Genomic DNA, 14548 nt, shown 5'->3' on the forward strand with positions numbered 1-14548 from the left:
CGGTTGTCTGTGTGAGGTGGGGCGCATGATGCCGCACCGGTCCTATCGCAGAGTGTCCCCGGAGGTGCGCAAGGCCGCGGTCGAACAGGTCATCGCACTGACCGGCAAATTGCGCAGCGAATCGGAGGCGTGTCGGGTGGTGGCCGAGCAGATCGGCGTGCATACCAATTCGGTTCGCAACTGGGTGCGTGCGGCCGAGGGACCGAGTCTGGAGCGCCTCGACGCGACCGCGTTGCGCCGCAAAGTCGCACTGCTGCAACAACAATTGGCCGCCGCGGCGGAGATGAACCGGACGCTGGCCGACACCCTCAACGAATCTCGGCGGCAACGGTGAGTCACCTGAATTCGTCTCGCGTCCGATCGGCGCCGCCGGGGATGCGGTGACCGGGCGGACCGTCCTGTACCTGGCGCTGGCGAGTGTGCTGGGTTTGATGACACTGGTGCTGGTCGTCGTCATGCCCGCCGTGGACGACGAGTGCGAGGGCTCCTCGGTGCTGGGATCGTCGAGTGTGCTGCCACCGCTGGGTGGTTACGCGCCGGGCGATTCCCGGGTCGCCGCTACCACTTCCGCCGCGCGTACAACCGGCAATCCCACTGCCACGAAGACCGATCTCACTGCCACACAGGCTAATCCGACCGCCACCGGTGCGCCGTCGCTGGCCGCCGGCATCGGCCCGATCCGCCGGACCCTGCCATTGGCCGTTGGCACCTTCACCGTGTCGGATGTCTTCGGCGCGCGCGGCGGCACGCATCTGGGCGTCGACCTCGCCGCCACGGACGGCACCACCATCTACTCGGTATCCGATGGACGCGTCGTCGCGGCCGGTCCCGCATCGGGTTTCGGCAACTGGATCGTCGTCGACTCCGTGGATACCAACGGCCGCGCGTATTCGGCGGTCTACGGGCATATGTGGGACAGCGGTGTGCACGTGCACGTCGGCGACACCGTCGTCGCCGGTCAGCCCATCGCTCAGGTCGGGTCGGCGGGCCAATCCAGCGGTCCGCACCTGCATTTCGAAATCGTCCCGGGCGGGCGCTTCACCGGTGGCCGCCAGATCGACCCGCTGCCCTGGCTCGACGGCGCCCCGACCCCGGATGTCGGTGGTGCGCAGGCCTTCTCCTCCGATCCGCGCTGCAATCGCGGTTTCGGCACGGCGGGTGGCGCGCTGGCGGCGGGCAAGGTACCCCAGGAACTCGAAATCTGGTATCGCCGTGCGGGTTCCATCTGCCCGCAGATCACCCCCTCGCTGCTGGCCGCGCAAGGCAGGCAGGAGTCCGGATTCCGGCGCAGCGCGTCCTCACCCGCTGGCGCGCAGGGGCTGGCCCAGTTCCTGCCCGGGACCGCGGCCAGTATCGACCCCGACGACGGTAAGCCCTACGTTATCGATGCCGACGGCAATGGCGTGGCCAGCGTTTGGGACGACGGTGACGCAATCATGGGTCAGGGCCGCTATATGTGCGCCATCGCGCGCAAGATCGTCGCATGGGAGTCCGCGGGCCGGGTACAGGGCGATGTCGTCGCGCTGACCCTGGCCGCCTACAACGCCGGTGAGGGTGCGGTACTGGCCTCCGGCGGCATGCCGAACCTGGTGGCCGCGCACTATGCGGAGACCCAGCCCTATGTCGCGAATATCCTTGCGATGGAACCGTTGTACCGCGCGCAGGGCTCCAACGGGCGCTTCACCCCGCAGGAGGGTGCGGGCCGCGGGCAGATCGTCCAGGCGGCGCAGCAGTGGCTCGGCACCCCGTACGTGTGGGGCGGTGGCGGTCCGCAGGGACCGAGTGGTGGCGGACTGGACGGACCCGGTCTCACCTCGGCCGCCGTATTCGCGGCCTCCTCGGGCACGGTTACGCTGCCGCGGACCGCCGAACAGCAGTGGGAGGCGGGCATCGAGGTGCCCATGCGCAAGCTGGAGCCCGGCGATCTGGTATTCAGTTCGTTCGGCCCGCGTGGCCCCGCCGACGTCGGAATCTATTCCGGCAATGGACGAATGATCAAATCCGTGCCCGCCGCATACGGGCATTCCAGTGGCGTGACCGAGGTCGCGGTGCCGGGTGATGGCCGCGGGAGGAGGGTGCTGTGACGACAACCGCTACCGCGGCGGGGACGACAACCGTTACCGCGGCGGGGACGACAACCACAACCGCGGTGGAGACCACAACCCCGGCAGAGATGCCGACCGTGCGTGCGGCGAGCGAACACGCCGAGGCGCGTGCGTCGATCGGACCGCCCAAGTATCGGCCGTGGCGGCTAGCCTTGAATGACACACGCGCGAAACTGGTGGTGATGCTGGTGGTGAGCGTTGCGATGCTCGGTGCAGGGTGTGGCGGCAAGGACAGGGACGCGGGTTCCGCTGCGCCGCATGCGCCCACGTCCACAACCCGATTGCTGGAGGAGGTGCCCGCACCCGATCCGGTGACGCCCGATGGTGTCGCGGTGGCCGCGCTGAAAGAGATCTACTCCTGGCGGCCCGCCACCGAAGCCCAGGGCGCCTCGCTGTCGCGTGCGCGGAAATGGTTGGGGCCCAGCCTGATCCGCATGCTGGACGGCACACCGACCGCGGTGGAGACGCCGAAGGCGACGCTGCAGTGGGCGGATTGGGCCAGGGCGCAGGCGCATATCGATGCCTTCACCTTCGCATCGGGGGAGCGCCCGCCCGCGAGCACGGATCCGAACGTCGAGCAGTTCAAGATCGGGATCGAGCAGACGGTCGTCTATCCGAACGGGCGCAAGGAATCCCTGCCGCCAACAACGGTGATCGCGACCGTCGTACGCACACCAGCTGGCTGGCGGCTCGACGCGTACCGCTGAACCCGCACCAGCGACAACCGCATAGCTAGGTCCTAACAGGAGGCAGACATGGCGAAAAAGAAGAAGGTGCAGGATCCGGCCGCGGTCGGACCCGATATCACCCTCTACATGATCTACGCCGGTTTCGCGCTGCTCGGAACCCTCTGGCTCGCACTGCATCTCGGCAACGCGATGGCGGTCACGCCGCAGCACATTCCGATCAACCCGATCGAGATCGTCGCCGATCTCGCCAAGGGCAAGCTGCACTGGCCACGCGCCTCCACCGTAATCGTGCTGCTCGTCATCGCGGCGCTCATCGCCTATCTGGTGGTGCGCAAAAGGCTTGCCGCGCGCCGGGCGGTGGGCCGGCTCGCCGTCGATGACAAGGCCGATGTCATGGGCAGCGGCAGCGCCATCAAGTCGCTCACCGAGGCCGGGGTCCGGGCCAAGGCCGATCTGCTCGGCGTACGACTCGGCTACAACGACAGCCCTGGCGTGCCGATCGGCATCGGCGTCGCCGACGGGGTGATGCTCTACGGCTCCTACGAGGATCTGCACCTGGACATCTGGGGCCCGCGACAAGGCAAGTCGACCTCGCGGGTGATCCCGGCGATCCTGACCGCGATCGGCCCGGTGCTGTCCACCTCGAATAAGCGCGATGTGGTCGACGCGACCCGAGATGTGCGCGAGGCCAAGGGAAGTCGCACCTTCGTCTTCGATCCGCAGGGCGTCGCGGGGGAGGAGCCCTCCTGGTTCTGGGATCCGCTGGACTGGGTGGACGCCCACCATGACGGCGCCGAGATGCGGGCCGCGCGGCTGGCCGGTCACTTCGCCGACGCCGACAACGGCTCCGACGCCAAGGGCGACGTATTCTTCGATCCGGAGGCCGAGGATCTGCTGGCCGGGCTGTTCCTGGCCGCCGCGCTCGGCAATCGCCCGATCGTCCAGGTCTGGGATTGGGTGACCAACCCCAACGACGCCGAACCCATCGAGCTGCTGCGCAATGCGAGCAAGCACTACACGGCGTCGGGGCTCGCGATGCAGTACAACGCCGATCCACGCACCAAGAGCGGCATCTTCGGCACCGCGAAGAAGATGATCCGCTGCCTGCAGCTGTCGAACGTGCATCCGTGGATCTTGCCCGGCGATAACCGCATGCAGTTCGACGAACTCGAATTCATCGAGAACAACGGCACTCTCTACAGCCTGTCGCTGGAGGGCCGCGGTTCGGCGGCACCACTGGTGAGTGCGCTCACCGAGGCCGTGGTCGATGTGGCCATGCGCAAGGCCTCGCGCTCACCCGGCGGACGGCTGCCGATTCCGATGCTCGCCGTGCTCGACGAGGCGGCGAATGTGGTGCGCTGGAAGGATCTGCCCAAGCAGTACAGCCACTTCGGCTCGCGCGGCATCGTGGTGATGACGGTGCTGCAGTCCTGGGCCCAGGGCGCGCGCTGCTGGGGCGATGACGGCATGCTCGCGCTGTGGTCGGCGGCCAATATCAAGGTGCTCGGCCCCGGCGTCGACGATATGAACTTCCTGCGGGACCGGTCCGAGGCGATCGGGGAATACGACGCGATCTCCTCATCGGTCTCGGAATCCAAAGGCGGCAAGAGTTATTCGCGGTCACTGGGCTCATCCAAGACCTTCACCGTGAATGCGTTGGCAACCCTGCCGCAGGGGCGCGCGATCGTCTTCACCTCCGGCCAGCCCGCGGTGCTCGTGCGCACCGTGCCGTGGTGGGAGGGCGACTACGCTGACGATGTGAAGAAGTCGATCTCGCACCATCTTCCGGGGCGCAAGACCGAGATCGCCGACCTGTTCGGCTCGCCCAACCTGACCAAGGCTGCTCCGCCACCCGAATACGGCCAAGTCGAGGAGGTCCGGCCCCTGTGAACGAGCGAACCATGGACACAGCATCATCGGGGACAGTGGAGCCGAGTGTTAGTGAGGTGCAGGTGTGAGGGAGCGGAGCGAGCGAACCATGGACACAGCACCGTCGGGCACAGTGGAGCCGAGTGTTAGTGAGGTGCAGGTGTGAGGGAGCGGAGCGAGCGAACCATGGACACAGCACCATCGGGCACAGTGGAGCCGAGCGTCAGCGAGGTGCAGCTGTGACCGAACAGCAGCAACAGCCCATGATCTACACCAATGTGGTGGAGTTCGTCGAGAACTACCTGAGCCTGGTGTATCGGCGTCAGGTCACCGACATCAGTGAAACGGTGTGGTGTCCCGAGTGGTGGAAGCATGCCGAGGCGGTGGCGCGGTTGGACGCGCTATGGCGCGCCTGGGAGCACTACCGACTGGAGCCGAGCACCGGATTGAGCATCTGGTTCCTCGACCACGCCGATCCACATATGACGAAGCTGTTCGATCCGCGTGGCCCGTTCAAGTACTGCAGTGTGCGCAACGGCCACAAGGATATGCTCAGCCCACTACCGTTGAAGTCCCCAGCACAGGGGCTTTTCGGTGATCCGACCATCGGCGATTTCCGCATGTGAGATACCCCGAGAACGGCTAAACGCCCGCTGATTTCAGCGGGCGTTTCGGTTTGCGGTGTGCGCCTTACTGTCTGACGCGTTCCAGGCCGCGGGCGTCCTGCTCCCGGCCTCGTGCCGCAGCGGCTCGGGCCGCTTCATCGCGAATGCGAACCGCTTCTTCGGGCGGTTGGCCCTGGCCTACTTCGATGAGCATCCGCACCGCCGCCAACTCCGGTGCGATGCCGATGCGAGCGAGGTGCGCCGCGATCGCCATCCGGCGTTCCGCGGAGTCATACCGTACGAGTGGTTTCGATTGAGCTGAGGCCGTCGCGGCCATCCGGCTGGCCTCGGCCTGTGCGGAGAAACGATCCTTCTCCAGCGAAATGCCCTGGGCCGGTACCGATTTCTCGACCATGCGGGCCAGTTCGAGATTGCGTGGGTCCTTGGCCTTGGCGTCGCGGGCCTCACGGATCTGAAGTTCCCGGGCCTCCTTGATACGGGCCTCGGTGACCTTGACGCGGGCTTCGGCTTCTTTCTGACCACGCTCCCGGGTCCGCAGCGCGACCAGTGTCGCAAGCTGCAACATAGTCTTCATCATGGCCGCGGTTTCCCGGCCGATGTCGTCCAGTTCCTCGGACATGGCTGCTCCCCGATGCTGCAGTGATCACTATGGATGTTGTGGTGCTTGACACGGACGCCGCCACGCCGAACTGTAATCCGTCGTGTCGGTGCCCCGCCTGCAAACGCGGACACCCAGAGGACTCGTCGCACGGCACTCCCACGGGGGTCGCCCGATCAGGGATAGCTACGCTACGCGTTCTCCTTCATTCGAGATTACCCGAGAAAGCTCGGCACCAACCGCGTGGGCGTGCCGCTTAACAGCATATATCGCACAATTCCGGCGGGTGGGCGAAAGCTTCGGAGGATCTTCGGTTTTAGCGCATCCTAACCGAACAATTAGGGTCGCCTACCCTAGGCTCATCCAGTGGATGACAGTTCGGGCCCGCTGCTCATTGTGCGCAGCGGGCCCGAACGAAGCGAGCACCCGGATCGGGCGTGTCACTAGTCGATGCGAACCGACTGGATGGTCACGGGGAGATTCGGCTTACCGTCGCCCTGGCCGTTGGAGTTGTCCTGACCGCCCGCGGCGATCTTGTCCAACGTGGCCATGCTGTCCGGGTCGACCGTGCCGAAGATGGTGTAGTTCGGCGGCAGCTTCGAATCGCCATAGACGATGAAGAACTGACTGCCGTTGGTGCCACCGCCGTCGACCGGATCCGGTCCCGCGTTGGCCATGGCGAGGGTGCCGCGCGGGTAGTCCATCGGCTTCTGCAACGCGGGGTCGGCGGGGTTGTACCGATTGGTCGGGTACTCATTGTCGAACTGGTAGCCGGGACCGCCCGTGCCGGTGCCGGTCGGGTCGCCGCACTGCAGCACCTTCAGACCCTCGTCCGCGGTCATACGGTGGCAGATGGTGTTGTCGAAGTAGCCCTGACCGGCCAGGCTGGCGAAGCTGTTCACCGTGCAGGGCGCCTTGGCGTTGTCCAGGGTCAGGCCGATGGGGCCCTGGGTGGTCTCCATGCTGACGCTGAGCTTGGCGTTATCGCCGGCGTTCTGGATGCCGCTGGTGCGCGGCTTGTTCACCGGCTTATCGGCGGGCTTCTGGCTATTGCGGTAGTCGCAGCTGATAGCGGCGGGCTTTTCCTCGCCCTTGGTCAGGAAGTACACGCCGACGGCCGCCGCGGCCACGACGACCACGCCGAGCGCGGACCCGGCGATCATGAGTCGCTTGCGCTTGCGCGCCCGATCGGCCCGGTTGGCCAGCTGGCGCTCCAGCTTGCGTTTCGCCGCTGCCCGTCGCTGTTCGTTGCTCGGCACTACCACGTTCCTCCCGTATCCGTTACGTACGGCACAGGATTGTGCCATCTATTCCTGAGACTGCTCAGCAGGCCATTTGCCGCGTGGGCTAACCGGTTGGACTTGACGGGCGGTGGTGGTGGAAACTTGACCATCGTGACCAAGACCAGCAGCTTCTCCGCCCCGAAGGGGGTCCCGGATTACGTGCCACCCGGTTCGGCCGAGTTCGTCGCGGTGCGCGACGGCTTGATCCGCGCCGCCCGACTGGCCGGATACGGGCATATGGAGCTGCCGATCTTCGAGGACACCGCGCTGTTCGCCCGTGGCGTCGGTGAGTCCACCGATGTGGTCACCAAGGAGATGTACACCTTCGCCGACCGCGGTGACCGCAGCGTTACGCTGCGGCCGGAGGGTACCGCCGGTGTCATGCGAGCGGTGATCGAACACGGGCTCGACCGGGGTCAACTGCCGGTGAAGCTGGTGTACTCGGGTCCGTTCTTCCGCTACGAGCGGCCGCAGGCCGGTCGCTACCGGCAGCTGCAGCAGGTCGGCGTCGAGGCCATCGGTGTCGATGATCCGGCACTGGACGCCGAGGTGATCGCGATCGCCGATGCCGGATATCGCGGGCTCGGACTGGACGGTTTCCGGCTGGAGATCACCTCGCTCGGCGACGAGACCTGCCGTCCGCAGTATCGAGAGCTGTTGCAGGAGTTCCTGTTCGGCCTGCCGCTGGACGAGGAGACCAAGCGGAGGGCGCAATTGAATCCGCTGCGCGTGCTCGACGATAAGCGGCCCGAGGTGCGGGAGATGACCGCGAACGCGCCGTTGATGATCGATCACCTGTCCGAATCTGCGAAGACGCACTTCGAGCAGGTGCTGGGATATCTGGACGCGCTCGGCATACCGTATGTGGTCAATCCGCGCATGGTGCGCGGCCTGGACTACTACACAAAGACGACATTTGAATTCGTGCACGACGGACTCGGGGCGCAGTCGGGGATCGGCGGCGGCGGTCGCTACGACGGGCTGATGGCCGAGCTGGGTGGACAACCGCTGTCCGGTATCGGTTTCGGCCTCGGCGTCGACCGCACCATGCTGGCCTTGCAGGCCGAGGGCAAGTCGGCGGGCGATCCGGCGCGGTGTGAGGTCTACGGTGTGTCGCTGGGCGATGCGGCCAAACAGCGCCTGGTCGTGCTGGCGGCGCAGTTGCGGGCGGCGGGGATTCGGGTCGACCTGGCCTACGGTGGCCGTGGCGTCAAGGGCTCCTTGAAGGCCGCCGATAAGTCCGGTGCGAAATTCACCCTGGTCCTCGGCGATCGTGACCTGGCCGAGAACACCATCGGCCTGAAGGATATGGCCACCGGTGAGCAGCGCCAGATCCCATTGGACGAGACGGTTGTCGCTGTCGCGGCGGCGCTGCGCCCGGCCGGGTAGTACGGTGCCGGGAGACGACATCCGCACCCATATGAATGCGCAGCCGTGCCCGTAGAACCCATCGACCCCGGCGCAGCCGAACCGGTTCCGACGGTCGGACTCGACCTCGTCGCACCCGAAACCTACGCACCCATGCTGCGGCGACTTGCCCTCGCCGCGGTAGGGGTGGGTGTCGGTGCCGCACTGCTCGCGGCACTGCTGGTGCCGTGGCCGATCGCGATCGCGATCGGTGTGGTCGTGGGTGCGCCAACTGTTGCCTATGCCATTGCCCTGCGGCGGCGGCGGATGTGGTTGGCCGGAACCACGATTCACGCCAGACACACCTTCGGTGAACGCCGGATCGACCTCGCCGCCGCGAACGGCGTGGAGATACTTGTCTATCCGGCCCGTTTGAGCCGAATCGTCCTGCGAGTCACTGCCGGTGCCGAATCACAGGTTGTTCCGCTGGCGATGTACACCGACGCGGGCAGCGGTCGCGAACTCCATCTGCTCGGCCTCCGCAAACTCGCCGATGCCCTGTCCGCCAGTGAACTCGCTGCGGCCGTTGCGGTTTCGACAATGCTCGTCCACCAACTGCGCGCCGAAGCTCGTGACGCGGGTTTGGCGGAGCGTCCGTTGTATCGCGCTGTGCAGCTTGCGAGGGCGAAGGATTATGTTTCGCCGATCGTGCTGACCGATCAGGAAGTCGCGGGATTGTGCTGAACTCGCGCGCAGCGAATTTCGCGCCTGATCAGACGTGCTGCAATCCCCCTCGAGCCCGCACAGGCGCGGATTCTTGGCGGGGCTGTTGGGTGCGGCGAAGCAGTCGAGTCGAGGGCGGGTCGACTCGCGCTTCTTGGTCGCGGGGCGGGATAGATGTGTTTGCCGGAGTGACTGTCGTGTAGCTCACCACAGCGGTTCGGGGGTGGTGAGAGTCGTTAGGGTGGGGATCGAGTGTCCGCCTATCGCAAGGAGTTCGTCGTGAGCACCGCCGCTCGGACAGCGCCCGTGACCGTCGCCGTGACCGGGGGTGCGGGGCAGATCGCCTACGGTCTGCTGTTCCGGATCGCGTCCGGGGCCATGCTCGGGTCCGACACATCGGTGCGGCTGCGGCTGCTCGAGATCCCGGCCGCCGTCGCATCGCTGGAGGGTGTGGCGATGGAGCTCGAGGACGGCGCCTTCCCGCTGCTGCAGTCGATCGATATCAGTGACGACCCGTGGGTCGGTTTTGCCGGGGCGAATGTCGCGCTGCTGGTGGGGGCTCGGCCGCGCACCGCGGGTATGGAGCGTTCGGATCTGCTGGCCGCCAATGGCCCGATCTTCACCGAGCAGGGGCAGGCCATCAATGCCGGCGCCGCCGACGACGTCAAGGTGCTCGTGGTCGGAAATCCGGCCAATACCAACGCTTTCATCGCGATGAGCAATGCCCCCGACGTGCCCGCCGGCCGCTTCACCGCCATGACCCGCCTCGACCACAACCGCGCCATCGCCCAACTTGCCAAGAAGACCGGCGCGCCCGCCGCCGATATCGCCCGCATCACCATCTGGGGTAATCACTCCGCGACCCAATACCCGGACATCACGCAGGCCACCATCGCGGGCAGCCCCGCCCTCGATATGGTCGACCAGAGCTGGCTGAGTGAGTACTTCATCCCCACCGTCCAACAGCGCGGTACCGCCATCATCCGGGCCCGGGGGGCATCCTCGGCCGCCAGCGCGGCCAGCGCCGCCATCGACCACATCCACGACTGGTCCCTCGGCACCCATGCCGACGACTGGACCTCCATGGCCGTCCCCTCCGACGGCTCCTACGGCATCCCCGAAGGCCTCATCACCTCGTTCCCCGTCACCTGCGCTGACGGCGAATACTCGATCGTCCAGGGCCTCGATATCGACGGCTTCTCCCGCACCCGCATCGACGCCAGCGTCGCCGAACTCGAACAAGAACGTGACGCCGTAATCGACCTGGGGTTCGCCAAGCGCATCTGATCCTCGACGGTCGATCGCGCCATACTCATGGCTCAGGCGGTGACGGCGGTGCCGCGATTCCTGCCGAGGACCAACTGGCCGGCAGTCGCCAGATGGATGAGCGCGAGCACGGTGCCGCCGACCATCATGCCCGGAATCCCCTGAGTGGCGCCGATGGCGACGTCGCCGAGTTGGACCGCTCCGGAAACGGTCAGCAGCGGGAGCAGGCCGCGCTTGTGGCGGCTGGTCAGGCTGAACAATAGGGCGGCGCCCAGCGGGATGGCGCGGGCGGCATAGGCCTGGGCGTACATATCGACGCTCGGGGAGTCCGCGCCGCCGGTTACGGCGAGGGTGGGGTCGATGACAGCCACGGCGCTGAATGCCATAGCGATACCCGCACCGATTGCGTTGACGATGATCGCGGACTTGGTGAGCTTCTCGGTCTGCATCTTTCACTCCCAGAATCGTTCAGGGTATGAATGGTTCTGGATCAGTATTATGCGACTCATGAAGAACGTCAAGGCGGAAAATCTGCCGGAGACCATGACCTTCCGACTCGGGCTGCTCGGCGCGTTCCTGACTGACCGCTTCAGTGCCCGCGTGGCGGATCTGGGCCTGAAGCCGAAACATGCCGGAATGCTGAATGTCCTTGCGGCCAACGGTCCCGCATCGCAGATGCAGATGGCGCAGATCCTGCGCGTCGCGCCGAGTCTGGTCGTCACTCTGGCCGACCACTTGGAATCCCTGGGCGCCATCGATCGATTGCGCGATCCGGAGGATCGCCGCCGTCAGGTCCTGAGCCTGACCGCCCACGGACGCGCGCTACTGCGCAAGTGCCTCGAAGCGGCACATGCGATCGACGCCGAGACGACCGCGGATCTCACCGCCGCCGAGCGCGCCGCATTGCATCGCACGCTCGGCGCGCTCGCGGATCGGCTGGGACTGCCGAGCTAGTCGACGGTCCAGGTTTCCGGGCCATTGAGCAGGGTTTGCAGCGAGTCCGCCCGTACCGGTTTGCGTTCCCGCGCCGCCGCGGTCTGGGCGCGGACCGCATCGTCATAGGTGGGCCTGGTGACATTGCGGAAGATGCCGGTCACCACGTGGCCGAGGTCCTGGTCGGACAGGCGCGAGAGGGCGTACGCGTACTCCGGATTGTCGGCGTAGGCGTCGTGCACGATGATGTCGGACTCCTCGACCTCGTCGGCGCGCGCCACCGCGAGCCCGAAACCATCTCGGACCACAACGAATTCACCGTCGGCACCGAAGCGGATCGGTTGGCCGTCGTGCAGCGGAATGAGGCGGGATTCGGCGTCGCCCTTGCGCAGCACATCGAAGGAGCCGTCATTGAAGATCGGGCAGTCCTGCAGGATTTCCACGAATGCGGTGCCGCGGTGTTCGGCGGCGGCGCGCAGCACCTCGGTGAGGCCAGCGCGATCGGAATCCAGTGCGCGGGCCGCGAAGCTGGCCTCGGCGCCGAGCGCGACCGACAGGGTGTTGAACGGGTGGTCGACCGAGCCCATCGGCGTCGACTTGGTGATCTTGCCCTGTTCCGAGGTGGGGGAGTACTGCCCCTTGGTGAGTCCGTAGATCCGATTGTTGAACAACAGGATCGTCATATTCACATTGCGGCGCAGTGCATGGATCAGGTGATTGCCGCCGATGGACAGCGCGTCACCGTCACCGGTCACCACCCACACCGACAGATCGGGCCGGGTCACCGCGAGGCCGGTTGCGATGGCGGGCGCCCGGCCATGGATGGAGTGGATACCGTAGGCCTCGAGGTAGTACGGGAACCGGCTCGAGCAGCCGATCCCGGAGACGAACATCAGGTTCTCCCTGCGCAATCCGAGTTCGGCGAGGAAGCCGCGCACGGTCGCCAGGATCACGTAGTCACCGCAGCCGGGGCACCAGCGCACCTCCTGATCGGAGGTGAAGTCCTTGACCTTTTGCGGCCCGTCAGCGGCGGGGACACCGGAGATCCCGGTGAGACCCAGATCGGCTCCGATGAGCGAGGTTTCGACGATGGTCATCAGTTACCCCCAGTCGAGTACGTAGCCCGAGCCCGCGCCGCGAAGGCTTTATCGTTTTCCATCTCCTCGATCGACCCGTCCAGTGCGGCATCGATCACCCCGACGAGTTCCTGCGCGGAGAACGCCGTACCCGCGATCTTCGTCCACGGCTGCACATCCACCAGGTACTTCGCCCGCAGCAGCATGGCCAGCTGACCGCCGTTCATCTCCGGCGTCACCACCGTGCGATAGCGGCGCAGTACGGCACCGAGGTTGGCGGGCAACGGATTCAGGTATCGCAGGTGCGCCTGGGCGACCGGGACGCCGCGGCGGCGGGCACGGCGACAGGCCTCGCCGATCGGTCCATAGGAACTGCCCCAGCCGATCAGCAGCAGTTCGGCACGCCCATCCGGATCGTCGACCTCGAGTTCGGGAACGGCGATGCCATCGATCTTGGCCTGCCGTAGGCGGACCATCAGCTCGTGGTTGGCGGGCTCGTAGGAGATATTGCCGCTGCCATCGGCCTTCTCCAGTCCACCGATCCGATGTGCGCGGCCCGCGGTGCCCGGTACCGCGAGCGGTCTGGCGAGGGTCTCCGGATCACGGGCGTAGGGCTGGAACGGCGTGCCCTCCTCGGCATGCGGCTCGAAGCGCGGATCGATCGGCGCCAAGTCGCTGACACGCGGAATCGACCATGGCTCAGAACCATTCGCGATCGAGCCGTCCGAGAGCAACAGCACCGGTGTGCGGTAGGTGAGCGCGATGCGGGCCGCCTCCACCGCGGTGGCGAAGCAGTCTGCGGGGGAACGTGGCGCGAGCACCGCGACCGGTGATTCCCCATTGCGCCCGTACAGTGCCTGCAGCAGATCGGCCTGTTCGGTCTTGGTCGGCAGTCCGGTGGACGGACCGCCGCGCTGCACATCGACGATCAGCAGCGGCAGCTCGGTCATCACCGCGAGTCCGATGGTCTCGCTCTTGAGCGCGAGCCCGGGCCCGGAGGTGCTGGTGACCCCCAGCGCACCGCCGAGCGAAGCGCCCAGCGCTGCGCCGATACCCGCGATCTCGTCCTCGGCCTGGAAAGTGGTGACGTCGAAGTTCTTGAGCCTGCTCAACTCGTGCAGGATGTCCGAGGCGGGCGTGATCGGGTAGGTGCCGAGGAAGACCGGCAATCCGGACAATTGACCCGCGGTGACGAGGCCGTAGGCGAGCGCGGTATTGCCGGTGATCTGGCGGTAGGTGCCCGGCGGCAGCTTGGCGGGGGATACCTCGAAGGTGGTGGCGAAGCTTTCGGTGGTCTCGCCGTAATTCCAGCCCGCGCGGAAGGCCAGCAGATTTGCCTCGGCAATATCGGGCTTCGCGGCGAACTTCTCGCGCAAGAAGCGCTCGGTGCCGCCGATCGGGCGACCGTACATCCAGGACAGCAGGCCGAGCGCGAACATATTTTTGGCGCGCTGGCCATCCTTTTTGCCGACACCGGTCGGTTCGGTCGCGCCGAGGGTGAGTGAGGTCATCGGGACGCGATGCACCACGAAATCACTCAACGTGTCATCGTCGAGCGGATCGGTCGCATAGCCGACCTTGCTGAGATTGCGCTTGGTGAATTCGTCGGTGTTCACGATGATGGTGGCGCCACGCGGCAGGTCCTCCAGATTCGACTTCAGCGCGGCCGGGTTCATCACCACCAGCACATCGGGCTGATCACCGGCGGTGAGGATGTCGTAGTCGGCGATCTGGATCTGGAAGGACGATACGCCGGGGAGCGTGCCCTGTGGCGCCCGGATTTCGGCCGGAAAGTTGGGCTGGGTGGCGAGGTCGTTGCCGAATGCGGCCGCCTCGTGTGTGAAGCGGTCACCGGTGAGCTGCATTCCGTCGCCGGAGTCCCCAGCGAAGCGAATTACGACCTTTTCCAATTTCGCTGTGCCGACATCATTTTGGTCCGCGCTGATCCGATGATGTGGGGGCATATGCCTGCTTCACTTCCTCGTCCGATGGGAGGTGCCATTGGCCAACCTACTCCGCCGTGTGCGGGATGT

Annotated in this window: 14 protein-coding genes; 9 read left to right on the forward strand and 5 right to left on the reverse strand. The window is 66.1% G+C overall.

Annotation, left to right across the window (positions count from 1 at the left end; translation table 11 throughout):
- The first annotated feature begins 25 nt into the window (after positions 1–25).
- From ACWEO2_RS10160 to ACWEO2_RS10180, 5 genes are all read left to right on the forward strand, one after another.
- Positions 26–334, forward strand: a complete 309-nt coding sequence (locus tag ACWEO2_RS10160; RefSeq protein ID WP_355178213.1) for a transposase — start codon at positions 26–28, stop codon at positions 332–334.
- A gap of 46 nt (positions 335–380) precedes the next feature.
- The gene (locus tag ACWEO2_RS10165; RefSeq protein ID WP_452404995.1) at positions 381–2084 is read left to right on the forward strand and encodes a peptidoglycan DD-metalloendopeptidase family protein; all 1704 of its coding nucleotides are present in this window, start codon (positions 381–383) and stop codon (positions 2082–2084) included.
- Positions 2081–2812, forward strand: a complete 732-nt coding sequence (locus tag ACWEO2_RS10170; RefSeq protein WP_452404996.1) for a hypothetical protein — start codon at positions 2081–2083, stop codon at positions 2810–2812. The genes ACWEO2_RS10165 and ACWEO2_RS10170 overlap by 4 nt, the downstream gene beginning before the upstream one ends.
- 48 nt (positions 2813–2860) lie before the next feature.
- Positions 2861–4684 (forward strand): type IV secretory system conjugative DNA transfer family protein, encoded by a 1824-nt coding sequence (locus ACWEO2_RS10175; protein ID WP_452404997.1) that lies wholly within the window; start codon positions 2861–2863, stop codon positions 4682–4684.
- A 218-nt stretch (positions 4685–4902) separates the two neighbouring features.
- Positions 4903–5289 (forward strand): DUF4913 domain-containing protein, encoded by a 387-nt coding sequence (locus ACWEO2_RS10180; protein WP_354950769.1) that lies wholly within the window; start codon positions 4903–4905, stop codon positions 5287–5289.
- A gap of 64 nt (positions 5290–5353) precedes the next feature.
- On the opposite strand, the gene ACWEO2_RS10185 is transcribed toward ACWEO2_RS10180, so the two are convergent.
- Both ACWEO2_RS10185 and ACWEO2_RS10190 read right to left on the reverse strand, forming a co-directional pair.
- Positions 5354–5908 (reverse strand): hypothetical protein, encoded by a 555-nt coding sequence (locus tag ACWEO2_RS10185; RefSeq protein ID WP_354950771.1) that lies wholly within the window; start codon positions 5906–5908, stop codon positions 5354–5356.
- Between the two features lie 422 nt (positions 5909–6330).
- Positions 6331–7146, reverse strand: a complete 816-nt coding sequence (locus tag ACWEO2_RS10190; RefSeq protein ID WP_452404998.1) for a peptidylprolyl isomerase — start codon at positions 7144–7146, stop codon at positions 6331–6333.
- Positions 7147–7281: 135 nt separating this feature from the next.
- Between ACWEO2_RS10190 and hisS the strand changes: the two genes are divergently transcribed.
- From hisS to ACWEO2_RS10205, 3 genes are all read left to right on the forward strand, one after another.
- The gene (gene hisS / locus ACWEO2_RS10195) at positions 7282–8559 is read left to right on the forward strand and encodes a histidine--tRNA ligase (protein ID WP_452405134.1); all 1278 of its coding nucleotides are present in this window, start codon (positions 7282–7284) and stop codon (positions 8557–8559) included.
- A 45-nt stretch (positions 8560–8604) separates the two neighbouring features.
- On the forward strand, positions 8605–9261 hold the full coding sequence (locus ACWEO2_RS10200; RefSeq protein ID WP_452404999.1) for a hypothetical protein: 657 nt from the start codon (positions 8605–8607) through the stop codon (positions 9259–9261).
- 258 nt (positions 9262–9519) lie between these two features.
- Positions 9520–10527, forward strand: coding sequence for a malate dehydrogenase (locus ACWEO2_RS10205; protein WP_452405000.1), 1008 nt, complete (start codon positions 9520–9522; stop codon positions 10525–10527).
- A gap of 32 nt (positions 10528–10559) precedes the next feature.
- Here ACWEO2_RS10205 and ACWEO2_RS10210 read toward each other — a convergent pair whose 3' ends face one another.
- Positions 10560–10955, reverse strand: coding sequence for a hypothetical protein (locus tag ACWEO2_RS10210; protein ID WP_452405001.1), 396 nt, complete (start codon positions 10953–10955; stop codon positions 10560–10562).
- 58 nt (positions 10956–11013) lie between these two features.
- On the opposite strand from ACWEO2_RS10210, the gene ACWEO2_RS10215 reads away from it, so the two are divergent.
- Positions 11014–11460, forward strand: coding sequence for a MarR family winged helix-turn-helix transcriptional regulator (locus ACWEO2_RS10215; protein ID WP_452405002.1), 447 nt, complete (start codon positions 11014–11016; stop codon positions 11458–11460).
- On the opposite strand, the gene ACWEO2_RS10220 is transcribed toward ACWEO2_RS10215, so the two are convergent.
- The gene (locus ACWEO2_RS10220; RefSeq protein ID WP_452405003.1) at positions 11457–12536 is read right to left on the reverse strand and encodes a 2-oxoacid:ferredoxin oxidoreductase subunit beta; all 1080 of its coding nucleotides are present in this window, start codon (positions 12534–12536) and stop codon (positions 11457–11459) included. The two genes, ACWEO2_RS10215 and ACWEO2_RS10220, sit on opposite strands and share 4 nt — an antisense overlap.
- Positions 12536–14479, reverse strand: coding sequence for a 2-oxoacid:acceptor oxidoreductase subunit alpha (locus ACWEO2_RS10225; protein WP_452405004.1), 1944 nt, complete (start codon positions 14477–14479; stop codon positions 12536–12538). The genes ACWEO2_RS10220 and ACWEO2_RS10225 overlap by 1 nt, the downstream gene beginning before the upstream one ends.
- Positions 14480–14548: the final 69 nt, after the last annotated feature.

The organism is Nocardia sp. NPDC004278 (assembly GCF_053602975.1).